This window comes from Bacteroidota bacterium, assembly GCA_020402865.1.
GTDB lineage: Bacteria > Bacteroidota > Bacteroidia > Palsa-965 > Palsa-965.
On the sequence record JADBYT010000043.1, the window covers coordinates 42,293 to 65,496 of the forward strand.

Annotated in this window: 15 protein-coding genes and 1 tRNA gene; 8 read left to right on the top strand and 8 right to left on the bottom strand. The window is 50.2% G+C overall.

What is annotated here, in order from left to right; genetic code table 11:
• Positions 1–496: 496 nt before the first annotated feature.
• From IM638_20030 to IM638_20040, 3 genes are all read right to left on the bottom strand, one after another.
• Positions 497–2,611 (bottom strand): T9SS type A sorting domain-containing protein, encoded by a 2,115-nt coding sequence (locus tag IM638_20030; protein ID MCA6365332.1) that lies wholly within the window; start codon positions 2,609–2,611, stop codon positions 497–499.
• A 201-nt stretch (positions 2,612–2,812) separates the two neighbouring features.
• Positions 2,813–5,134 (bottom strand): T9SS type A sorting domain-containing protein, encoded by a 2,322-nt coding sequence (locus tag IM638_20035; GenBank protein MCA6365333.1) that lies wholly within the window; start codon positions 5,132–5,134, stop codon positions 2,813–2,815.
• A 298-nt stretch (positions 5,135–5,432) separates the two neighbouring features.
• The gene (locus IM638_20040) at positions 5,433–7,988 is read right to left on the bottom strand and encodes an ATP-dependent Clp protease ATP-binding subunit (GenBank protein ID MCA6365334.1); all 2,556 of its coding nucleotides are present in this window, start codon (positions 7,986–7,988) and stop codon (positions 5,433–5,435) included.
• 598 nt (positions 7,989–8,586) lie between these two features.
• Between IM638_20040 and gyrA the strand changes: the two genes are divergently transcribed.
• Together gyrA and IM638_20050 are read left to right on the top strand one after the other, a co-directional pair.
• Positions 8,587–11,211, top strand: a complete 2,625-nt coding sequence (gene gyrA / locus IM638_20045) for a DNA gyrase subunit A (protein MCA6365335.1) — start codon at positions 8,587–8,589, stop codon at positions 11,209–11,211.
• Positions 11,212–11,349: 138 nt separating this feature from the next.
• Entirely contained in the window at positions 11,350–12,624 is a 1,275-nt protein-coding gene (locus IM638_20050) for a tetratricopeptide repeat protein (protein ID MCA6365336.1), read from the top strand.
• Between the two features lie 81 nt (positions 12,625–12,705).
• Here IM638_20050 and IM638_20055 read toward each other — a convergent pair whose 3' ends face one another.
• Positions 12,706–14,202, bottom strand: coding sequence for a T9SS type A sorting domain-containing protein (locus IM638_20055; protein MCA6365337.1), 1,497 nt, complete (start codon positions 14,200–14,202; stop codon positions 12,706–12,708).
• Between the two features lie 229 nt (positions 14,203–14,431).
• Positions 14,432–14,806, bottom strand: coding sequence for a hypothetical protein (locus tag IM638_20060; protein ID MCA6365338.1), 375 nt, complete (start codon positions 14,804–14,806; stop codon positions 14,432–14,434).
• Positions 14,807–14,842: 36 nt separating this feature from the next.
• On the opposite strand from IM638_20060, the gene IM638_20065 reads away from it, so the two are divergent.
• Complete coding sequence (locus tag IM638_20065) at positions 14,843–15,415, top strand: pseudouridine synthase (protein ID MCA6365339.1); 573 nt, start codon at positions 14,843–14,845, stop codon at positions 15,413–15,415.
• 110 nt (positions 15,416–15,525) lie between these two features.
• Here IM638_20065 and IM638_20070 read toward each other — a convergent pair.
• From IM638_20070 to glmM, 3 genes are all read right to left on the bottom strand, one after another.
• Positions 15,526–15,598 (bottom strand) — tRNA-Thr (locus IM638_20070).
• Positions 15,599–15,696: 98 nt separating this feature from the next.
• A complete protein-coding gene (locus tag IM638_20075) occupies positions 15,697–16,842 on the bottom strand; it encodes a cysteine desulfurase (GenBank protein MCA6365340.1) in 1,146 nt (381 codons plus the stop codon).
• Between the two features lie 243 nt (positions 16,843–17,085).
• Positions 17,086–18,492 (bottom strand): phosphoglucosamine mutase, encoded by a 1,407-nt coding sequence (glmM, locus tag IM638_20080; protein MCA6365341.1) that lies wholly within the window; start codon positions 18,490–18,492, stop codon positions 17,086–17,088.
• A 167-nt stretch (positions 18,493–18,659) separates the two neighbouring features.
• On the opposite strand from glmM, the gene IM638_20085 reads away from it, so the two are divergent.
• From IM638_20085 to IM638_20105, 5 genes are all read left to right on the top strand, one after another.
• Positions 18,660–20,048, top strand: coding sequence for a tetratricopeptide repeat protein (locus IM638_20085; GenBank protein ID MCA6365342.1), 1,389 nt, complete (start codon positions 18,660–18,662; stop codon positions 20,046–20,048).
• Positions 20,049–20,173: 125 nt separating this feature from the next.
• The gene (locus IM638_20090) at positions 20,174–20,953 is read left to right on the top strand and encodes a phosphosulfolactate synthase (GenBank protein ID MCA6365343.1); all 780 of its coding nucleotides are present in this window, start codon (positions 20,174–20,176) and stop codon (positions 20,951–20,953) included.
• 35 nt (positions 20,954–20,988) lie between these two features.
• Positions 20,989–21,306 carry a rhodanese-like domain-containing protein gene (locus tag IM638_20095; GenBank protein MCA6365344.1) on the top strand — a complete coding sequence of 106 codons (318 nt, stop codon included), beginning with the start codon at positions 20,989–20,991 and terminating at the stop codon, positions 21,304–21,306.
• Positions 21,307–21,448: 142 nt separating this feature from the next.
• Positions 21,449–22,117: a VTT domain-containing protein gene (locus tag IM638_20100; protein MCA6365345.1), complete on the top strand. Its 669-nt coding sequence runs from the start codon at positions 21,449–21,451 to the stop codon at positions 22,115–22,117.
• Positions 22,117–22,884, top strand: coding sequence for a shikimate dehydrogenase (locus tag IM638_20105; protein ID MCA6365346.1), 768 nt, complete (start codon positions 22,117–22,119; stop codon positions 22,882–22,884). The genes IM638_20100 and IM638_20105 overlap by 1 nt, the downstream gene beginning before the upstream one ends.
• Positions 22,885–23,204 lie beyond the last annotated feature (320 nt).

A 23,204-nucleotide genomic window follows, 5' to 3' on the forward strand; every position in this document is an offset into this window, starting at 1 on the left:
CCTTGTATTCAGGCTGCCTCTTAAATATTAGGTTGGAAAAACTATTTCTTTACAAATGAGTATGCCGCCCTGCGTTTTTGTAAATCACTCACGTTAAGTGAATAATTACCGGCAGGCACTGTGCCCGCGCCGCCTACATTTACAAACAGTAAATCGCCGGGCGTTACATGCAACCAGCCTTCTACATATCCGCCGTTGCCGCCCAGCGCGCCCCAGGCCCGGATAAATACTGAATCAACGCCGCAGGGAACCGGGAGCGATGAAAAACTCCCCGTGTAGGGAAACGTAAACGTGGCCGGATTTTGCGCGTAGCCACCAACAGCCCAAAGGCCAAGTGAAATGAGTGAGAAGATCTTTTTCTTTGAAATGGGGGTATGGTTTGGTGTGATAAAACTACATCAAAATCAGGAGGCCGGATTTTTCAACACGGCTCTTTTGTGATAAAAAAACGGGCAGCCCGGTTGGGCTGCCCGTTTTAATCGGATACCGGTAAAACTTACTGTTTTACAAAGGTGTAGTTCGACTTACCGCTTGCACTGCTGATGAGTGTAAGGGTGTAGGTGCCGGCAGGCAGCTCGGTTACGCTGAGCTGAGCCTGGTTGTTGCTGCCGGTAGCCTGAGTAAGTACTAAACGACCATTTACATCATACACTTCAATGGTGTTTACACTTACTTTGGCGTTGTCCCAACGTACCATGAGCACATCGGTAGCCGGGTTGGGCAGGTAGCTTACGCTGGCAAATGCAGGGTTTTCGCCCACACTTACGCAACCGTTTACAACAACGTTGGTTGTAGCTGAATTCACGCAGCCGTTTACATCAATAAAGGTATAGGTTACGGGATGCGAACCTACGCCTGCAGTACCGGGCGAGAACTGGTTGCCGCTCACACCGGGGCCGTTGAATACACCGCCAGCGGGTGAAGCACCGGTAAGGGTAAACGAAGCATCATCCACACAATGTGACCCTTGTGCACTAAGCGTTACAACAGGAAGCTGATTCACGGTCACAGTAGCCTGTGCGGTGCTTGAACAACCGTTAGCATCTGTTCCGGTTACGGTGTAGGTTGTGGTGGTGGCAGGTGTAATAAGCACCGATGAACCTGTTAAATTGCCGGGCTGCCATGAATAGGTTGATCCGCCTGCAGCATTTACCGTGGTTGAATCGCCGGCACAAATTGTGGCGCCGGAAGCGGTAATGGTGGGCAGTGTATTTACGGTTACTGTGGTTGTAGAAAGGTTTGTACAACCGTTGGCATCGGTAATTACACAAGAATAGGTGGTGGTTGATGTGGGTGAAACAACTACCGAATCACCACTCAGGTTACCGGGCAGCCACTCAAACGAACCGCCAATAGATCCAGTAGCATTGAGTGTGGCCTGATCGCCAAGACACACAGGGCCGTTGTTGCTGGCCGTTACCTGCGGAGGAGCGGGAACGTTGATCACGATTGAATCGGTCGGGCCAACAAGGTTACAGTTGCCGTTTACACCATATACATAAATGGTGTGCAGACCGGGTGATACTGCCGCTACTACAATGCTGTTGGTGTTTTGACCAGACACAAAGTTGAAACCGGCAGGAACTGTCCAGGTGTAGAATGTAGAGAAGGGGTCGGTAGCAATTGTAAGTGTGTCAAAAGCACCAATGCAAGAAAGTGAGGGGCCGGTGATAGTATGTGTAGGGGGAATGGGAACCGTCCATGAAATGGTGCACTGACCATCGCCGAGCCAGATGCCGGGGTTAACCGCGCCGCTGGTTACGCCACCTACGTAGCTTGAACCGCCGCCGCCGCCGGCTCCACCGCCTTTATCATTTCCAGAGCAGCCTGAGGTTCCGGCTGAACCGCCGCCACCGCCACCGCCGCCAAGCTGGCCACCGCCGCCGCCGCCGCCGCCGGGAATAGAACTAAAGCTAAAGCAGCAGCAGCTTTGTCCGGCACCGCCAGTACCGCCTGAGCCTGTGGTTGCCGTTGCTCCGGGCGAACCCAGGAAGCCTGAACAACCTACACCGGCACCGCCAGAAGCACCCTGCACGGCACCAAAGTTGCCTCCAAAACCACCACCGGCACTACCTCCAGATGTGGGTGATGCAACACCATTAGCACCCTGACCGCCGCCGCCAGCACCACCAGTACCACCTACACCGGCAGGACCTTGTGATCCTTCGCAGCCGCCACGGCCACCGCCACCACCGCCACCGGCTGTGATTACACGGTTAGCTTCGGCAGTACCACCTACGCGCACATCCGTTGCGCCACCGCCGCCGCCCGCATTCTGCGAACCGCCGTTGGCGCCACCGTTAAATCCGCCTGCGGGAGTAGATCCCTGGCCACCCACAAAAATATTAAGCACATCGCCGGGTGTTACGGCAAGCCAGCCTTCGGCATAACCACCCAAACCACCGCCGCCGCCAACTACCGGGCCGAGATTAGAATTACCGTTTGCGCCGGCAGCGCCCTGGGCACCCCAGGTTTGGATAAATACAGAAGTAACACCGCAGGGCACCGTAAAGGTCTGGATGCCTCCCGTAAAGTTGAAGTTTGATGTTTGAGCCTGCGCAAAAGTGCTGAGTCCCAGCAACAGACTTAAACTGAGTATTAGTTTTCTCATGGTTTTAGAATTAATAGGGGGATAAATTTGACGCCGTAAAAATAGATTAAAATGACCGGGAATGCCAAGTGTTTATGCTGATTTTGTGATAATTCTTTCTTATAAAACTGCAAAAAATATAGATGAATACCAGTATTGCAGCTACAAAACAAATGAGGCTGCCAAACTTGGCAGCCTCATTTTCAGATACTTCTGATTGAATTACTGTTTTACGAATTTAAACGTGGCTTTTTCGCCCGCATCGGTAATAAGTGAAAAACTATAGTTGCCGGCAGGAAGTTCAATCACGTTGAATTCGGCTGAATTGCTGCCGTTTAAACGCTGTGTCATTACAATGCGGCCGCTGATGTCATACACCTCGATTACTCGGGCATTCAGTTGGGTGTTGTCCCAACGGATGGTAAGCACTTCTGTTGCCGGATTGGGCAGATACACCACGCTGGCAAAGGGTGTGCCCTCATAGATTCCCACACAGGCATTCACCACAATATTGGTAGAAGCCGTGTTAATGCAACCATTGGCATCGGTAAAGCTGTAGGTGATGGTATGTGTACCCACACCGGCGCTGCCAGGGCTGAATACATTGCCGCTCACACCGGGGCCGCTGTATGTGCCGCCTGAGGGCTGTCCGTTGGTGAGTGTAAATGAACCGTCGTCGATACAACGTGCAGTGAGCGCCGAAATGCTTACCTGCGGGAGCGCATTCACGTTAATGGTTACGTTTGAGGTGTTGGTGCAGCCGTTGGCATCGGTGCCGGTAACTGTGTAGGTGGAGGTGGCAGAAGGAGTTACTGTTATGGTTGCTCCCGTTATGTTGCCCGGTTGCCATACATACGAAACAGCCCCTGCCGCAGTAAGCGCAGCCGGAGTGCCTGCACAAATTGTAGCAGGCCCGGTAGCCGTAATAACCGGCAGCAGGTTTACGATAACCGTTGAAGTGGCCGTGTCTGAACAGCCCAAAGAATCAGTTCCGGTAACTGTGTATGTGGTTGTAGCTGTGGGGAAGAACGGAACGTTGTTGGTAATGCTACCCGTCCACACATAGGTGGAGGCACCCTGACCGGCAAGAGTCAGGCTATCGCCGGCACAAATAGTAATAGCGGGTATATTGCTGGTTACGTTGGGCAGGGGATTTACCACGGCCGAAACGATTGCAGTATTGGAGCAGGCGTTGGCATCGATTCCGGTAACGGTATAGCTTGTGGTGGAGGAATTGGTTACACTCACCGTTGCGCCCGATAAGTTACCCGGTTGCCAGATGTACGTAGCTGCGCCGCTTGCGGTGAGTGAATTGCTTCCGCCCAAACAGGCATCGGTACCAGAGGCTGTTACGTTAGGTAACGCATTCACAGTAATCTGAACCGAATCGATGGGGCCGCTTAATGAGCAAACCGTGTTGATTCCCTGAACACCCACCCAATAACTTCCGGCAGCATTGGCCTGAACAGTAATTATGTTTGTTCCCTGACCGCTCGATAAGGTAAGGCCTGCAGGTGCAGTCCAGTTGTAGATATTTGAATTTAGATCGATAGAAGAGGTAAATGTGGTTATTGCTCCCACACAAAGGGTGGTTGATCCGGTAATGGTGTGTGAAGAAGGGATGGGAAGATTCCAGGTAATACTAACCTGACCGTTTCCGGTTCTGATGCCGTTTGTCACCACACCGCTGGTTACGCCGCCGATAAAGGAAGAACCTCCGCCGCCGCCGCCGCCGGCACCTTTTGAGTTGCCTGCACAGCCTGTGGTTCCGGCCGAACCACCGCCGCCACCGCCGCCGCCAAGTTGTCCGCCGCCGCCACCGCCGCCGCCTACAACCGAGTTGGATGAGGAGCAGCAGCAGGTTTGTCCGCCGCCGCCGTTAGCGCCTGTACCAGTAGTAGCAGCTATTCCGGGCTGACCGAGGAATCCGCTGCAACCTACACCGGCCGGGCCTGCAGCACCCTGTATGTTGCCGAAATTGCCGCCTTTGCCACCACCGGCGAAGCCCGATGACTGGGGCGAGTCGTTGCCGTCAAAACCCACACCGCCGCCGCCGCTGCCGCCGTTTCCGCCAATTCCGCCGTTGGCCGATCCTTCGTGACAGCCGCCACGTCCGCCGCCGCCGCCGCCACCGGCTGTGATAACACGGTTGGATTCGGCTGTTCCGCCTGCGCGTACATCCGATGCGCCGCCGCCGCCGCCGGCATTTTGTGCGCCGCCACTGCCGCCGCCATTAAAGCCGCCTGCGGGGGTGGTGCCTTGTCCGCCCACAAAAATATTGAGCACATCGCCGGGACTCACCGCGCGGAAGCCTTCGGCATAGCCGCCAAGACCGCCAGCGCCGCCAGCCACGTTGTTGCCGCCAAGTGCGCCGCTGCCGCCTTGGGCTCCCCAGGTTTGAATAAATACGGAAGTTACTCCGCAAGGCACCGTAAAGGTTTGCATGCCTCCGGTGAAGCTGAAGGTCTGGGTTGAGGAAGTCTGCGCAAAAAGCGAAAGACTAAGCCCGGTCGCCAACCCGATACTAAGTAGTTGTTTTTTCATGGAGTTTAATTGGCAAGGTGGTTAATGCACCGAAAGTATAATATTTTAGAATACGAAGTAAGGCAGACCCTAACTAATTCTATTGTACTTATGGGGTAATTACCCTCACCAGCAAGGTGTTGGCATGTGAATAAAAACGGGTTTATTTCTGAAACTGCTAAAACGTTTGCTTTATAATCTGAATATTACTCCTCTTCCCGCTTTTCCCCGATAAACTAGAATAGGTATAAAAACCAACAGAGACCGATCCTCTCCGGACCAGCCTCTGCAGTAAACAATTCATTCAAAAACCTGAAAATTATTCTTCTTTCGGTTTCTTTTTCGATTTGGGTTTATTTACCGCAATCGAAATCTCCTTTGTCTCGTCATTCAGGTCAATCATCACCGAATCACCTTCTGAAACGCCTGATTTAATGATTTCTTCGGCCAGCGGATCTTCGATATATTTCTGAATGGCGCGTTTGAGCGGGCGGGCACCGAAACTTGCGTCGTAGCCTTTTTCTACAATGTAGTCTTTGGCTTTCTCCGTAATCTCTATGGTATAACCGAGTGCTGCAATGCGCTTATCGAGTTTTTCGAGTTCAATATCAATAATGCGGTGTATTTCATCACGACCGAGTGAGTTGAAGAGCACCACATCGTCGATACGGTTCAGGAATTCGGGCGCAAAAGCTTTTTTGAGTGCATTTTCAATAACACCTTTTGCATGATCGTCGGCCTGTTCCTGCTTGGCGCTTGTTCCAAAGCCCACACCCTGGCCAAAATCCTTCAGCTGGCGTGAACCTATGTTGGAGGTCATAATGATGATGGTGTTTTTGAAATCCACCTTACGCCCCAAACTATCGGTAAGCTGTCCGTCGTCAAGCGTTTGAAGCAGCAGGTTAAATACATCGGGGTGTGCCTTCTCTATTTCGTCGAGCAACACAACCGAGTAAGGCTTGCGACGTACTTTTTCAGTGAGCTGTCCGCCTTCCTCATATCCCACGTAGCCGGGAGGAGCCCCCACAAGGCGCGATACGGCAAACTTCTCCATGTATTCACTCATATCAATACGGATGAGTGCATCCTCGTTGTCGAACAGATACTTGGCCAGGATTTTGGCAAGTTGTGTTTTACCCACACCGGTAGGGCCGAGGAAGATGAACGAGCCGATTGGTTTGTTCGGATCTTTTAAGCCGGCACGGTTGCGCTGAATGGCTTTAACAACCTTCTTGATGGCTTCTTCCTGACCGATTACTTTACCTTTAAGCTGATCAAACATTACAGCCAGCTTCGAGCTTTCGTTTTGCGACACGCGCTGAACGGGGATGCCGGTCATCATGGAAACAACCTCGGCTACATTTTCCTCGTTTACCGTTTCGCGCTGGCTCTTGCTGTCGTCTTCCCATTTTTTCTTTGCCGCTTCAAGCTGTTCGTTAAGCTGGCGTTCTTTATCGCGCAGGCGTGCAGCTTCTTCGTAACGCTGGCTGCGCACTACCTGGTTTTTTTCTTCCTTCACCTGCTCAATTTCACCTTCAATATCAAGTATCTGCTGGGGTACTTTGATATTGGTAATATGCACACGCGAACCGGCTTCGTCAAGAGCATCAATAGCCTTATCGGGCAGATGGCGGTCGGTGATGTAGCGCGAAGTAAGTGTAACGCAGGCCTTAATGGCTTCTTCGGTGTAGTTTACGTTGTGGTGATCCTCGTACTTCGCTTTGATATTATTTAATATCTGAATGGTTTCGTCGATCGAGGTGGGCTCAACCATTACTTTCTGGAAGCGACGTTCGAGGGCGCCGTCCTTTTCAATGTATTGACGGTATTCGTCGAGTGTGGTGGCGCCGATGCATTGGATTTCGCCACGTGCAAGGGCGGGTTTAAACATGTTGGATGCATCAAGCGAACCGCTTGCACCGCCGGCACCAATGATGGTGTGAATTTCGTCGATGAACAAAATTACATCGGGCGATTTCTCAAGCTCATTCATTACCGCTTTCATACGCTCCTCAAACTGGCCGCGGTATTTGGTGCCAGCCACAAGCGCAGCAAGATCAAGCGCAACCACACGTTTGTTGAAAAGCACGCGCGATACTTTTTTCTGAATGATGCGCAGCGCCAGACCTTCGGCAATGGCCGATTTACCTACGCCGGGTTCACCAATGAGAATCGGGTTGTTCTTTTTGCGGCGGGATAGGATCTGCGACACGCGCTCAATTTCCTTTTCGCGTCCCACAATCGGATCCAGTTTGCCTTCTTCGGCCGACTTGGTGAGGTCGCGGCCAAAGTTATCGAGCACCGGTGTTTTGGATTTCGAATCAGAAATCTTTTTCTGACTGCTGCCAAAGGTGCTGTCGTCGTCGCCGTCATCGTCGCCGGCACTGCCAGGGAATTCAGAGCGGGGCGAGCTGGTTCCGCTTTCTTCGGAAGCACCAGGCACTCCGTTTTCGAGTTCGTTTTTCACGGAGTCGTAATCAATACCAAATTTATGCAGTGCTTTAGTGGCCACACTGTCTTCGTCTTTCAGGATAGACAGCAGCAGGTGTTCGGTGCCGATTACGCTGCTTTTAAAAATCTTGGCTTCAAGATAGGTGATTTTCAGGGCACGTTCGGCCTGTTTCACCAGCGGAATATTGCCCAGATTGTTATTGCTTTTGCGGGCCACACCGGCAGTGAGCCCTTCAATTTCGCGGCGCAGTTCGGCAGGGTTAACACTCAGGCCTTTCAGCAGGCGTACTGCACTGCCTTCGCCTTCGCGGATTATGCCAAGCAGCAAATGCTCGGTGCCGATATAATCATGCCCAAGCCGAAGTGCTTCTTCTCGGCTAAAAGTGATTACATCCTTAACACGGGGTGAAAATTTTGCATCCATACGTTTCGTCCGTCAATAGTTGATAGCGCGTAGTTGTTGTCCGTTTACGATAAAGTTACTGTTTCTCAGCGGAACTTTTCCAAATGTAGCAGACATTGCTATTTACGCAACAAATGGTCCGTTCGTTTTTATTACACGCACTTTGTTGATAATTCAGTTTACATCCGGCGGTTTTCAACTTGCCGCCGGTGTAGATAGCTTATCAAATAACATGCAACTATGCCCCGACTGACAGAATGGGGGTGAATTAAATTTCTGCGTTTGTTCACCGGCAAGCCCCCAAACGGCTGAAAACAGGGCATTTGAAGTGTTTTTGTGGAAAAAGGGCAGGGGTGACGTTCTGTCAGTAAATCGCCCTGCCGGATGGCAGGTGAGTTTGAATAGTGAATAACGAAAACCAAATACACAATTTCGTTTTAAAAAGTATTGATAACCAACAGTTTAAACAATACCCCCAAAGCACCGGAAGTGTTCATAAGTCGCACTTTTTCCTGCACGCCGTTTGGGGTATTTTGAGTAATTTCGGGCACCTTAAAAATGAGCTGTGTAAACCGGTGGTTAAATCCATGTAATCACTGCAGCACAACCAACACATACTATGGCTGAAGGCGAAAAAATTATTCCGATCAACATTGAAGATGAAATGAAGACCGCGTACATCGACTATTCGATGTCCGTAATTGTATCGCGCGCACTGCCCGATGTACGCGACGGTCTTAAACCGGTTCACCGCCGTGTGCTTTACGGTATGCTTGAGCTGGGCGTACTTTCAAACCGTCCGTACAAAAAATCGGCCCGTATTGTGGGTGAGGTGCTGGGTAAATATCACCCTCACGGCGATGGTTCTGTGTATGACACCATGGTGCGTATGGCGCAGGAATGGAGCTTGCGCTATCCGCTTGTGGACGGCCAGGGGAATTTTGGTTCGGTTGACGGTGATCCGCCGGCCGCTATGCGTTATACCGAAGCCCGTCTTCGCAAAATAGCTGAAGAAGTAATTGCTGATATCGACAAAAATACGGTTGATTTCCGCCCCAACTTCGACGATTCGCTGGAAGAGCCTACCGTAATGCCTTCGCGCATTCCGAACCTGCTGGTAAACGGCGCCGCCGGTATTGCCGTGGGTATGGCCACCAATATGCCGCCCCATAACCTTACGGAAGTGGTGGATGCTACCATTGCCTACATCGACAACCGGCAGATTGACGTGGAAGGCCTGATGAAGTTTGTAAAAGCGCCCGATTTCCCCACCGGCGGTACCATTTACGGCTACTCAGGCGTGAAAGAAGCGTTTGAAACCGGCCGGGGCCGCGTGGTGATTCGCGCCAAAGCCAATATTGAAACGGTTGACAGCGGGCGCGAGCGCATTATTGTGAACGAAATCCCCTATCAGATCAACAAGTGGCAGATGATTAAAGCCACCGCCGATCTGATTAATGAGAAGAAGCTTGAGGGCATAAGCGACATCCGCGATGAGAGTGACCGCGACGGTATGCGCATTGTATATGAGCTTAAGCGTGATGCAGTTGCGAATGTTGTCCTCAACAATCTCTACAAATACACGGCGCTGCAAACCTCGTTCAGTGTAAACAACATTGCACTGGTAAACGGCCGTCCGGAAATGCTCAATCTCCGCGACCTGATCCGCCATTTTGTGGAATTCCGTCACGAAGTGGTGGTGCGCCGCACCAAATACGAACTTGAACAAGCCGAGAAACGTGCTCACATTCTGGCCGGCTACCTCATTGCACTCGACAATCTGGATGAGGTGATCCGCATTATCCGCGAATCATCAACTCCGAACGATGCCAAACAGGAGTTGATGAGCCGTTTTGGACTGAGTGAAATTCAGGCCGGGGCTATCCTCGAACTCCGCTTGCGCGTGCTTACCGGCATGGAACGCGAGAAGATCCGCGAGGAGTACGAAGAACTTATGCGCCTCATTACACACCTTAATAATATCCTCAACGACGAGGGCATGCGTATGCAGATTATTAAGGATGAATTGAATGAGGTAAAAGACAAATACGGCGATGAGCGCCGCACCAATATTATTTACGCTGCCGACGAGCAACGCATTGAAGACCTGATTGCCGATGAGGATGTGGTAATTACCATTTCGCGCCTCGGCTACATCAAGCGCACGCTGCTGAGCGAGTACCGCGCACAAAACCGTGGCGGACGCGGTTCGCGCGGATCCGGTAAGCGTGATGAGGATTATGTAGAACACCTCTTTACCGCCACCACACACAACTACCTGCTGTTCTTCACTGAACAGGGACGTTGCTACTGGATGCGCGCCTACGAAGTGCCGGAGGGCGACAAAACCTCAAAAGGCCGCGCCATTCAGAATATGATTAACCTGCCTCCGGGCGACAAAGTGCGCGCTTACATTAATGTGAAAACACTGAGCGACGCCGAATACATTAATAACACCTCCATTGTGATGGTTACCCGAAAAGGTATCATCAAGAAAACCCGCCTTGAGGCGTATTCCCGTCCGCGTGCCAACGGTATAAACGCCATTACGGTGCGCGATGGCGATATGCTGCTCGAAGCCATTCTGGTAACCGACGAGGACCAGATCATGGTAGCCTCAAAGCAAGGTCGCGTGGTTCGCTTCCAGCAGTCGGTTGAAAAAGACGGGGAGAAGGTAATTAAGTTCCGCGCTATGGGGCGTAATGCTTCGGGGGTACGTGCCATGAATCTGGTGAATGATACCAACGAAGTGGTAGGCATGATTGCCATTCCGCGCGAAAATCGTCCGCAAATCCTCGTGGTGTCGGAAAAAGGCTACGGCAAGCGTTCGTCGGTTGATGATGAAAGCGGCGAGGCTATCTATCGCATCACCAGTCGTGGCGGTAAAGGCGTGAAAACCATCAACATAACCGAAAAAACCGGTAATCTGGTGGCTATCAAAGCCGTAACCGACGAAAACGACCTGATGATTATTACCACAAACGGCATTTTGATTCGCCTTTCAGTTGCCGATTTACGTGTAATGGGCCGCGCCACACAGGGCGTCCGACTCATCAACCTGCAGGGCGATGATGATATTGCAGCGGTGACCGTGGTAGAAAGCGATCCGGAAGAAGAACACGCACAGGTTGACGGTACCGTGGACACTTCCATGGCTGATGTACCTGACGACGCTGATGAAGCCGAGCCGGAAACCGACGAGGAAAATGGCACGGATGTTGAAAAGGAAGGCGACGAACAATAATTGAACACTTATGGATCGATTCCCGCAGCAATACGGGTATTGAAACCAGAGGAAAATAACAAAGCCCGGCGGTTGAGCTTGCCGAGACCAAAGGGAACAACACAGAAAGCAATTTCAAAACAAACGATACGAACCGATATGAAAAAGATCGTTCTTCTAACAGTTGCAGTAGTAATGGGCGCCGGGCTTCCGCTCATGGCTCAGAAATCCAAGCGTACATCAGCCTGGAGTGCCATGAACGAATATCGCCGCAGCAACGACCCGGATTACCTGAACAAGGCCAAGCAAAATATTGATGAGGCCAGCGTACACCCTGATACCAAAGACGATGCGGCTACCTGGGTATATGTGGGCGATGTGTATCTTGCCCTTTATCAGCGTGAGTACAATACCGCACTTGCCGGCATTAAAGATGTGTCCGATAATGGTAAAAAACAGTCGATGGCCTATGTGACAACTCCGGTAGCCAACCTGAATACTGCTACCGACGCTTACCTCAAGGCTAATAAACTGGACGTGAAAAAGGCCAATACCGACGGAATTATGAAGGGGCTGAGCGATTGCAATTTCCGTGTGCAGAATTACGGAATTGCCATGTACGGCCAGAAGAACTATACCGATGCCTATCCGGCATTCGACCGTGCGGTGAATGTGGGTGCCGCCATGAATAAGGTGGACTCAAACATGATGAGTAATGCAGCCGTATCTGCCTACAATGCCAAAATGTACACCGAAGCCGCCAACTATTACAAAAAGCTGGCCGACGTAAAATATGGCAAAGGCAATACCTGGATGATGCTTGGCCGCGTTTACCTTGAGCAGAAAGACAGTACTGCTTACAAACGTACCATTGAAGAAGGTCTGAAGATTTATCCGCAAGATCCTGATCTGCTTACCGAAAGTGTAAACATCAAGATGCAGGCCGGCAAATCAGCCGAAGCCATTGACCAGCTCAATACCCTCGTAAAGCAACGCCCGAATGATGCTCAGCTTGAGTTTGTGGTGGGTAACGTGTACGACCGTATGGCAAATCCCACAGATGCCGAAGGAAAATCGCTCCCGAAACCCGCCAATTACGAAGAACTGATTGATAATGCGGCCCTGCATTACAAAAAAGCCATCGAAATTGATCCCAAACTTACGGATGCTTATTACAACCTCGGCGTGCTGTACTACAACCAGTCGGTTGAATACTATACACGTTCAACATCGAACCTGAAAGACGCCGCCAAGTACAACACCATGTGGGAAAAGCCGCTGCCCGAAGCTGCCAAGTATCTTGAAAAAGCCAAGGAGCTGAATCCCAAAGACCTTAACACACTGAAAGCACTGAAAGCATGCTACGGCCAGATGGGCGATAATGATAAATACAAAGCCATCAGCGACGAGATTAAAGCGATGGGCGGCAAGTAAGCCGTTCACAATACAAAAAAGTAAAGCCGGGATAATTTTTCCCGGCTTTACTTTTTTGTGTAATTCAGTAAGTTAATACAATTATTCGCGAACAAACGACTGGCTGTCGAGCAGGCCTTCGGTACTGATTACGCGTACCACATAAATACCTTTAGCCAGGCTGCTAACATCAAGCTCGGCCTTGTTTATGCCGTCGGTTACCACTTGGCTTTGAACCACTTTGCCGTTTACATCCATAATTTCAACAATGATGTTTGTATGTCCGGCAGGGTCAAAAGTCACATTTAGCAGGTTGGAAGCAGGATTTGGGAAAACGCTCACAGTTGCAGCTGTCTGCTCATTTTGGCCAAATTCGCCCGCGCGCGAAGCGGGTGCGCAACAACCATTGCCTGAGGTGTTTATATACCAGCTATCCACCTGCATGGTGCGTGTAGCCGAACCGCTGCAATAGGCATTTGTCATTGTAACCTGATAATTTACAGGACGATAGCGGGTTGATCCACCGGGCAGTGGAAGTGTCTGGCAGGTGTAAGCAGTAGTAGCTACCGTATTGGGCGATTCTGTGGCGTGTGATCTCTTCCAGTCATACGTGTAACCTGTACCTGAACTTGCTGTGGCGTTAAAGCCTACACACGTGCCAACTGAAAGAGTTTGAGCACCAGGTGTAATGGTGATTGCTGGGGCCGGAGATGCGGCCATAACAACCTGCTTATACCATTTGCAACCGTTGGCATCGGTAAGGTAAAAGTCATAATTGCCCGGGGAAATACCGTTAACGGTTATGGGTGAGGTTGATGCGTTAACTGTAGTGATGGCTCCCAGGTTGTTGTTTGAAGTAACCTTTCGGTACTGAAGTACATACGGTGCTGTACCGCCGGCAGCAGTTACAGTAACCGAACCAAAAGCCGTGCATGAACCGAGTGTGGTGCTTGCGGTTGGTGCAAAAGTTGATGAACTGCCCGAAATTGTTACACTTCCCAGGTTGCCGCCACCGAATTTACCTGCATACACATCGTACTGATTTGAAGGAAAAGCAACTGCTGCAGGATTGCTGGTTGAGCCGTTCACAATAAAGGAAACCGGAGTAGCCCCGTCGGGCACTTCACAGGATAAACCGATATGGTTAATTTCAAGCCTTACGGTGTAGGTACCATTGGGAATGCAGGCCGTACTAATGGGAATGGTTGCCGTTTGGGTGGTAGTTCCATACGAGTTGGGGAATGTAGCCGTATTCGCAGGAATGTATGAAAGTGTTGACGGATAACCCGCAGGAGTGAAACCATAGGTCGAGAAATTATAGTTGTAGGCATGGTGGAATTCACCCACATGATAATTTCCGTTGGCATTGGTCAAAAACACATGAACGCCAATAATACCTCCGGAAGCAATCATAGGCGACTGCACATTCTGGTTTGTAACCTGAAGTTTGTAAGGGATGGTAATTGAACTGGCCGTAATGGTAGCCGCTGGTGTTTGAGGCACGTTGGCATAGTAAAATCTGAACTGATTAAACTGAGCCGACAGTGTAGCGGAAACTGCCAGCATGAGTGCTATGACTACTTGTTTTTTTGTTTTCATAAGTACATTTTGTTTTAGGGTAACATTATTGAATACTGAATTACATGGATGAAGGTATAAGCCTTGTGTTCTGAGAAGGGGGAGGATGTATATTCGTCCGGGAAGAATTTGTATTCGTAGGCAGCCATTTGAAATTCGCATAAAATGTACTTTATCAGTAATTTACAATTTAACATAATATTAATTATAGGCAAATTGAATCTGTTAATCCAAATTGACGACATGATGATTAACTAAGTCCGGGGCTGTTTGTACTTGTTTGCTGAATCCAATCAATATAGTGCTGCTCTGGCTTCCACGACTCGAAAACCAACTCATTTAAATCAGCCGACACATAAAAAACGTAACCGGATAAATCCAGATTAACCGGATTAGCATTTGCCACAAATACAATTGGTGAAAAAGAATTTAGTTTAATCAGGATTTCAGAAAGCACGTGTGCTTGTTGATGCTTGCCCAGACTGGTAAATAAATTAAATCGTTCACAAATCTGACTACACAGCTGATCTTTATAAATCTGAAAAACAGCTATTTTACAGCATTTTACTTCATGCGGAAATTCAATTTGGATCTTGTATAGCACATCCAGCTTTGTGTATCCCATCGTTTACTAAAATATGCATTTGTTACCTTTACAACCATGCCGCTTCAGTACTATATTTTTCATAAACCGTATGGCATTTTGTCGCAATTTTCAAACGAAGGGCAAAATCCCGGTTTGGGAACTGTTCTGAGTTTACCTCCGGATGTGTACCCGGTTGGCCGGCTCGACCTGGATAGTGAAGGTTTATTGTTGCTTACCAACGATAAACGCCTGAACCAGCGTCTGCTTGATCCTGAAAACGGCCATCCGCGCACGTATTGGGCTCAGGTTGAGGGAATTGTTACTGAAGAGGCCTTGCAAAAACTGTGTGCGGGAGTTGAATTGCGGATAAATGGCAAAACGTTCCGCACCCGGCCGGCGCAGGCCCGAAAAATCGAACCGCCTTCGCTCCCGCCCCGCAATCCGCCCATCCGCATGCGCCTCACGGTGCCCGATTCATGGATTGAGCTTACACTCACCGAAGGCAAAAACCGGCAGGTGCGGCGGATGACGGCGGCCGTTGGATTTCCGACCTTACGGCTGGTGCGGTGCAAAATCGGGGCACTGGAGTTGGGTGATTTAAAGGTTGGGGAGCTTAGAGAGATCAGCAGTGCCAAGTCTATACTTTAACTGCAAGTAAAATTTATAATTTACTGAAATTATGTTATTTATGAGCTCTTTCTTTTGCTCATAAATGTATAAAAAAAGCGATAAACCGTGGTGGATTTATCGCTTTCCGGAGCCTTCCACGGGACTTGAACCCGCGACCTGCTGATTACGAATCAGCTGCTCTACCAGCTGAGCTAAGAAGGCTAAAAGCTGCCTGCTTTTTACAGACAGGCAGCAAAAGTAAGATTTCCTGAAAACAGCGCCAAGCCTTTGCGTAAAAAAACAATTCCGCGCCGGGCTAATTAACGTACCGCCTTGGTTGTCACCGGATACATTTCGCAGAGTTTGCTTACGGTGTAGTCTATTTCCTCGCGCGTAGTGTATTTGCTGAATGAAAAACGCGCCGAAGGACGGCTCATGTCGGTTCCGATGGCGAGAAGCACATGCGACCCTACGTTGCTGCCCGATGAGCAGGCGCTGCCGGCAGAAGCAGCAATTCCGTTAATGTCGAGGTTGAAAACCAGCATTTCGGCGTTGTCGGTAGGCGGCAGGCACACATTAAGTACCGTGTAAAGCGAAGAGCCTTTGGCATCGCCATTAAACACTACGCCCGGCAGGTTTTTCTCGAGCTGGGCAATCATGTAATCTTTAATTCCCTGAATGTGCTTCTGGTGTGCATCAAGATCGCGAAGGCTGATTTCTAGGGCTTTGGCAAGTCCTACAATGCCGTACACATTTTCGGTGCCGCCCCGCATGTTGCGTTCCTGCGCACCGCCATGAATCAATGGCGAAATGTTTACTTCGGAATTGATATAAATGAAGCCAACGCCTTTGGGACCATGAAACTTATGCGCCGCACCATTCACAAAATGAATATGCAGCGATTTAAGGTCGAGATTGTAATGGCCAATGGTCTGAACCGTATCGGAATGGAAAATGGCGTCGTACTTCTTGCAAAGCTCAGATACCTTTTTGATATTGAGCAGATTACCAATCTCGTTGTTGGCATGCATGAGCGACACGAGTGAACGCGGGTTTGAAGCAAGCAGCTCGTCGAGATGCTCAAGATCAATATGGCCGCCCGGAAGGAGTTTTACCAGACTGAGCTTGATACGGCCACTGTCGGCCATTGCTTCCAGTGTATGCAGCACGGCATGGTGCTCAATGGGCGACGTAATGGCGTGGGTTAGCTTGAGGTCTTCAATCGAACAACGAATGGCCATGTTGTCGGCCTCCGTACCACCTGAAGTAAAGAAGATTTCCGAAGGCGATACATTAAGGCTGCGCGCAATGCTTTTGCGTGCCTGCTCAATGGCCGAACGGGTTTGGCGCCCCCATGAATGTATGGACGAAGGGTTGCCAAAATGATCTTTCATTACGGGAATCATTGCATCCATAACCTCCGGATCAAGAGGTGTGGTGGCTGCATTGTCGAGATAAACCTTCATAGTTGCAAAGGTAACGAGTATTTACGGTTAGTCAGGGGATGCTATTTTACAAATAAGCAATTTCATCCATTCCTAAGTTCACCAGCTTGAGATGAACGGGGAATCGCCCAACTTTTAAGCAGGGGTACAAATAACGGCAGCAAAACGTCCTTTAATGCTGCCGTTTTTATCTTTTTCTGTGCTTTTTTTAACCCTATACAACAAACCACGGGAGTTTTCAGTAAGTTCAATCGGAACCTTACCTCACAGCTGTTGCACTTTAATTAGGTCGCGAATATCCTGCATTATTTTTTTTGCCAGATTATCGGCCGTGGTTTCCGACTCACTTTCAGAGTAAATGCGGATGATGGGTTCAGTATTGGAACGGCGCAGATGCACCCATTCTTTATCGAACTCAATTTTTACACCGTCAACCGTATTCACAGGCTGTTTGCTGTATTTCGCGCGGATGCCTTCGAGAATCTGATCGACGTTAATTTCGTTGGTGAGTTCGATTTTATTTTTAGAGATGTGATAGTCAGGGTATTTGGCGCGAAGCATGGAGCATGTGTTGCCAAATTTGGCAAGATGCGAAAGGAAAAGGGCAATTCCGGCCAGCGCATCGCGTCCGTAGTGGAGTTCGGGGTAAATTACCCCGCCGTTTCCTTCGCCGCCAATTACGGCATTGCATTCCTTCATCAGCTCCACCACATTTACCTCACCCACAGCCGAAGCGTGGTATTTTCCACCTGCTTTTTCGGTTACATCGCGCAGGGCGCGTGTGGAGGAAAGGTTTGAAACGGTGTTTCCCTTTTGGTTATTCAATACGTAATCGGCCACGGCCACCAGCGTGTATTCTTCGCCAAACATTTCTCCGTCTTCGCACACAATGGCCAGCCGGTCCACATCAGGATCAACCACCAGGCCGAGGTCAGCATTGTTTTTCTTTACCGTCTTGGCAATATCGCGCAGGTTTTCGGGCAGGGGTTCAGGATTGTGGGGGAATTCGCCGGTGGGATCACAGTACAGTTCGGTGATTTGTGCTACGCCAAGCGCCCGGAGCAGCTGGGGAACGGCAATTCCGCCGGTGGAATTAACGGCATCAACCGCTATCTTGAAATTACGTTTTTTGATGGCTTCCACATCCACCAGCGGCAGTGCCAGAATGGCTTCGATGTGTTTTTCAATAAAACCGCCGGCCTCAGTAAGTTGACCAAGGTGGTTTACTTCGGCAAAGCTGAAATCGTCTGCATCGGCAATGGCAAGCACCAGCTCCCCATCTGCGGCAGAAATGAATTCGCCTTTGTGGTTGAGCAGTTTAAGCGCATTCCACTGTTTAGGATTGTGGCTGGCGGTAATAATAATGCCGCCGGCTGCATTTTCCCAGGGCACGGCCATTTCTACGGTAGGAGTAGTGGAAAGGCCGATATCCACCACATGTATGCCAAGCCCGGAAAGGGTTCCGCACACCAGGCGGCTCACCATAGGGCCGGAAATACGGGCATCGCGGCCCACAACTACTTTAAGACTTTGCTTGGGGTCAGCATGCTGACGGCGGAGCCAGGTACCATAAGCGGCGGTAAACTTTACCACATCAACCGGACTGAGCCCTTCGCCGGGGCGGCCGCCAATTGTGCCCCGAATACCAGAAATTGATTTAATTAATGACACGCTTACTAAAATTAAACAGGGACTGCAAAGATAGAACCTCCTTTCCGGATGCCGCAAGAAGAATGAAATAACATATTAACCACAAAAAAACGGATTTTGGTGATAACTTTGCATACCAAAAGGCATTAGTACATCGTATCTTTGATTATACCCATACTATCAGTTCTATGAAAAGCGAGCAAAACCATATATCAGAATTGGTGGGTCGTTTTGAAACAATGCTGAAAAACGATACTCCGGTTTTTTTTGAAGAAGAGGAGTTTGAGGATATTGCAGATTATTACATGCGCGCAGGCCGTCTTCGCCGGGCGCTTGATGTGGCCGCAATGGCCCGTAACCGACACCCGTTTTCTCCCGTTTTTCTGGTCATTCAGGCGCAGATTCATATTCACCTCAACGAAAACCGCATTGCCCTTCAGCTTCTTCAGGAAGCCGAACGTATTGAACCTTTCTTTGGCGATATTCACATGACCCGCGGCACCATTTACAGCCAGATGGGACTATCCGACAAAGCCATTGAGAGTTTTGAAACGGCTGGTAAACACGACATTCCGATTTATGAGGTAAACTATTACATCGCCTGCGAATTAATTAATCAGAACCGGCATACCGAAGCCACCCCATTGCTTCGCCGTGCGGTTGAAGAACGTCCCGATTTCGAAAGCGCGCTCAACGAACTCAGCCTCTGCTACGAAGTACTCGATGACCGCGAAGAGTCGCTGCAGGTATTTCAGCAGTGCGTGGATGCCCACCCCTATAACGCTACCGCCTGGTTTTGTCTTGGAGTGAGCCTGAGCCGGGCCGAAAAGTTTACTGAAGCGTTAGATGCGTTCGATTATGCCCTGCTCATACGTGCCGACTTCCCTCCTGCCCTTTTCAACAAGGCCAATGCACTGGCTCAGCTGGGGCGCCATCAGGAGGCTATCGACACCTACAAATCGGTGCTGGATACGGATGAGCCGCAAGCCAATGTGTATCTGCACATCGGCGAACTTTACGAACACATGAACCAGCCTGAGCTGGCGCTGATCAACTACAATAAAGCCATCCGTCTCGACAGCGGCCTTAGTGATGCCTGGCTGGGCATGGGCATTGTGCTCGACCAGCAAAACCGGCTCAGCGAGGGTATTCATTATATCAAAAAAGCCCTCGAACTGGAGCCCGACAATACCATGTTCCTCCACACCTACGGCGATTTTCAGCGTAAACTCGGCTTTTTTGAAGAAGCCGAATCAGCCTACCGGAAAGTACTTGAACTGGAGCCTGATGATCCGGGTATCTGGGCCGATTACTCACAGGTGCAGCACGAACAACAAGACTTTACCGGCGCACTCGAAACACTGGCCGAAGGCATTAAATATCACCCCGATGATGCCGAGCTTTACTACCGGTTCTCTGCATGCCTGCTGGCAAACGGCTTCAGACAGGAAGCTTTTGGCAATTTGCAGCGCGGTCTCGAACTCGATTTCAGCAAGCACGACATCCTGTTCGATTTTATGCCGCAACTCCGCAACAATCCCGGACTGATTGACTTTATCGAGGCGCACCGCCCGTAAACTATCCATTGATCATCAAATAAATAGACAAACAGGTGACCGTTACCAGCAACTTTAGGTAAGGTAACGCACCTTTTTGTCTATTTTTGATGCCGACACACTTTATTCCGAACCAAGACTACCTGATGAATTTTCAGCTACCTCATCTCCCCGAACGTCCACAGCGCCCCCGCCAGTCTGGCACCACAATGGTAATGGACAAAGGCCTCGGGCTTAAACAGGCCGAAATGCTCATTGATACCAGTGTTGATTATATCGACATGATTAAGCTGGGCTTTGGCACTTCGCTGGTGACACGCAATGTGAAGGAAAAAATTAAGCTCTACCGCAACGCAGGCATTAAAGTGTATGTGGGCGGTACATTGTTTGAAGCCTTTATTGTGCGCGGCCTCTTTGATCAGTACCAGAAACTTTGCGACGATCTTGGTCTCGATATGGCCGAAGTGTCTGACGGGTCGATGGAAATGGCGCACGACGAAAAGTGTGAATACATCCAGAAACTGGCCAAAAACTTCACAGTGGTTTCCGAAGTAGGGTCAAAAGAAGAAGGCATTATCATTCATCCCAACAAGTGGACCTCGATGATGCAGAAAGAACTTCAGGCCGGAAGCTGGAAAGTAATTGCCGAAGCCCGCGAAAGCGGCAACGTGGGCATTTATCACCGCAATGGTTCGGCGCATACGCTGCTGGTAAACAAGATTATCGCTAAAGTAAAACCCGAGAATATCATTTGGGAAGCCCCGCAAAAATCACAGCAGGTATGGTTTATCAAACTCTTCGGAGCCAATGTAAACCTCGGTAACATTGCCCCTGAAGAAGTTATTCCGCTCGAAACCCTTCGCATCGGTCTGCGTGGCGATACCTTCTTCCAGTTTCTCCCCAAAGAAATGCAACAGACTCCCTAATTAACACCTATATATACTACAAGAAACACACTACAATGAAAGAAGTAACCGTTCAGGAACTGAAACGCATGCGCGACAACAACGAAGCGCACCAGCTTATTGACGTACGCGAACAACACGAAGCCGACGTTGCCACTATTGGCGGCGAACTGATTCCGATGGGCACCATTCTGGCGCACGTGGATGAAATTGCCAAAGACAAGCCCGTGATTATTCACTGCCGCAGTGGTGCACGTTCAGCCTCAGTGGTAAATGCGCTTGAAACCCAGCACGGCTTTACCAATTTGTACAACCTTAAAGGCGGTATTCTGGCCTGGGGACGCGAAATTGATCCCTCCGTACCTCAGTACTGATCAGTAAATAGTTTTTTCCGATTCAGGTGTCAGTACTGCCCTGTTTCGCCAATATAATCTCCCTGTCTCGCAATGTTGAGTTGAAGCGAACAGGGAGATTGTTATTTTTGCCCCGTCAATTGAATCCCGCAATACATCTCGCATGAAAGAGTTTCTCGATATTCTTCTCCACATAAACGATCACCTGAATGGCTGGGTGAATGAGTACGGTACAGCCATTTATGCCATTCTGTTTCTCATCATTTTTGTGGAAACCGGACTGGTGATAATGCCTTTTCTGCCGGGTGATTCGCTGCTTTTTGCGGCTGGCGCCATTTGTGCACGTACCGCCGATGATCCGAATGCGACAATGAATATATGGGTATTGATACTGCTGCTTTCTGTAGCTGCCATTTTAGGCGACAATACAAACTATGCTATAGGACGTTTCATCGGCAGCCGGGTAACCGGGCTGAAGCTTTTCGGCCGCAATCTGGTAAAGCAGCAATATATTGATAAAACGCACGAGTTTTTTGAAAAATATGGTACAAAGGCCATTATTATGGCGCGTTTTGTACCAATCGTGCGCACGTTTACGCCGTTTGTGGCGGGTGTGGGTAAGATGGATTACAAGCGTAAATTCCTGCCGTTTGATATTGGTGGCGGCATTTTATGGATCAGCTCGATGTCGCTGGCCGGTTTCTTCCTCGGCAAAAACGAGTGGATACAAAAGCATTTTGAGATGGTGGTAATTGGCATTATCCTGATCTCGGTGTTGCCGATGGTTTATGGCTATATCCGCCACCGCATGAATAAAAGTAAGGCGGCCTGATGCGCAAGTTCGGCCTTATCGGTTTCCCGCTCACCCATTCGTTTTCGCCGCACTATTTTGCCGGTAAATTTGAGCGTGAAGGCATAACGGATACTTCCTACCAGCTTTTCCCGCTCGAACACATTGCACAGTTGCCGCAGCTGCTTGCCAGCGAACCTGCGCTTTGTGGTTTCAATGTGACCATTCCATACAAGCAAAGCATCCTGCCACTGCTCGACAGTGCCGATGAAGTGGCGCAGGCGGTGGGCGCTGTAAACACCGTACTCATAAATCGTACACAAAGCGGGAAACACGGTGCATTTGCGCTGAACGGCACCAATACCGATGTGTATGGCTTCCGGCAATCGCTCAAACCCTTTCTCACATCGGCACACGAGCGGGCCCTGATACTTGGCACCGGCGGTGCGGCGGCGGCGGTTGACTATGTGCTCCGGCAAATCGGCGTAGAAACAATTTTCGTATCGTCAAGCGGCAAAACACGCAGTGACCGCACGGTACTGCACACCTCAGAAGTGAATGAGTACGTGCTGGCTGCCTGCAAACTCATTGTAAATACCACACCGCTGGGCATGCACCCCAACACCGAAGCCGCACCCGCCCTGCCCTACGAAAAACTCACTCCGGCGCATCTCCTCTACGACCTCATCTACAACCCCGCCGAAACCCGCTTCATGCAGCTCGGCCGCCAGCACGGCGCCACCGCCATGAACGGCCTCGACATGCTCAAACTCCAGGCCGAAAAAGCCTGGGAATACTGGACCACATAGCCCCCACAGCGAGCGCAGCACACATCCCCATACCGAGCCCGCGAGGCACACATCTCCCACAACGAGCGCAGCACACATCCCCATACCGAGCCCGCGAGGCGCACATCCCCCACAGCCAGCGCAGCACACATCCCCATACCGAGCCCACGTGGCACACATCCCCTACAGCGAGCGCAGCACACATCCCCATACCGAGCCCACGTGGCACACATCCCTCACAGCGAGCGCAGCACACATCCCCATACCGAGCCCGCGAGGCACACATCCCTCACAGCGAGCGCAGCACACATCCCCATACCGAGCCCGCGAGGCACACATCC

Excerpts from the sequence above, each read along its gene's own strand:
- IM638_20030 (MCA6365332.1), bottom strand. The coding sequence starts at position 2,611 with ATGAGAAAACTAATACTCAGTTTAAGTCTGTTGCTGGGACTCAGCACT.
- IM638_20065 (MCA6365339.1), top strand. The coding sequence starts at position 14,843 with ATGCCGCTTCAGTACTATATTTTTCATAAACCGTATGGCATTTTGTCG.
- IM638_20040 (MCA6365334.1), bottom strand. The coding sequence starts at position 7,988 with ATGGATGCAAAATTTTCACCCCGTGTTAAGGATGTAATCACTTTTAGC.
- IM638_20090 (MCA6365343.1), top strand. The coding sequence starts at position 20,174 with ATGAATTTTCAGCTACCTCATCTCCCCGAACGTCCACAGCGCCCCCGC.
- IM638_20105 (MCA6365346.1), top strand. The coding sequence starts at position 22,117 with ATGCGCAAGTTCGGCCTTATCGGTTTCCCGCTCACCCATTCGTTTTCG.
- IM638_20035 (MCA6365333.1), bottom strand. The coding sequence starts at position 5,134 with ATGAAAAAACAACTACTTAGTATCGGGTTGGCGACCGGGCTTAGTCTT.
- gyrA (MCA6365335.1), top strand. The coding sequence starts at position 8,587 with ATGGCTGAAGGCGAAAAAATTATTCCGATCAACATTGAAGATGAAATG.
- IM638_20075 (MCA6365340.1), bottom strand. The coding sequence starts at position 16,842 with ATGAAGGTTTATCTCGACAATGCAGCCACCACACCTCTTGATCCGGAG.
- IM638_20100 (MCA6365345.1), top strand. The coding sequence starts at position 21,449 with ATGAAAGAGTTTCTCGATATTCTTCTCCACATAAACGATCACCTGAAT.
- IM638_20060 (MCA6365338.1), bottom strand. The coding sequence starts at position 14,806 with ATGGGATACACAAAGCTGGATGTGCTATACAAGATCCAAATTGAATTT.
- IM638_20050 (MCA6365336.1), top strand. The coding sequence starts at position 11,350 with ATGAAAAAGATCGTTCTTCTAACAGTTGCAGTAGTAATGGGCGCCGGG.
- IM638_20055 (MCA6365337.1), bottom strand. The coding sequence starts at position 14,202 with ATGAAAACAAAAAAACAAGTAGTCATAGCACTCATGCTGGCAGTTTCC.
- IM638_20085 (MCA6365342.1), top strand. The coding sequence starts at position 18,660 with ATGAAAAGCGAGCAAAACCATATATCAGAATTGGTGGGTCGTTTTGAA.
- IM638_20095 (MCA6365344.1), top strand. The coding sequence starts at position 20,989 with ATGAAAGAAGTAACCGTTCAGGAACTGAAACGCATGCGCGACAACAAC.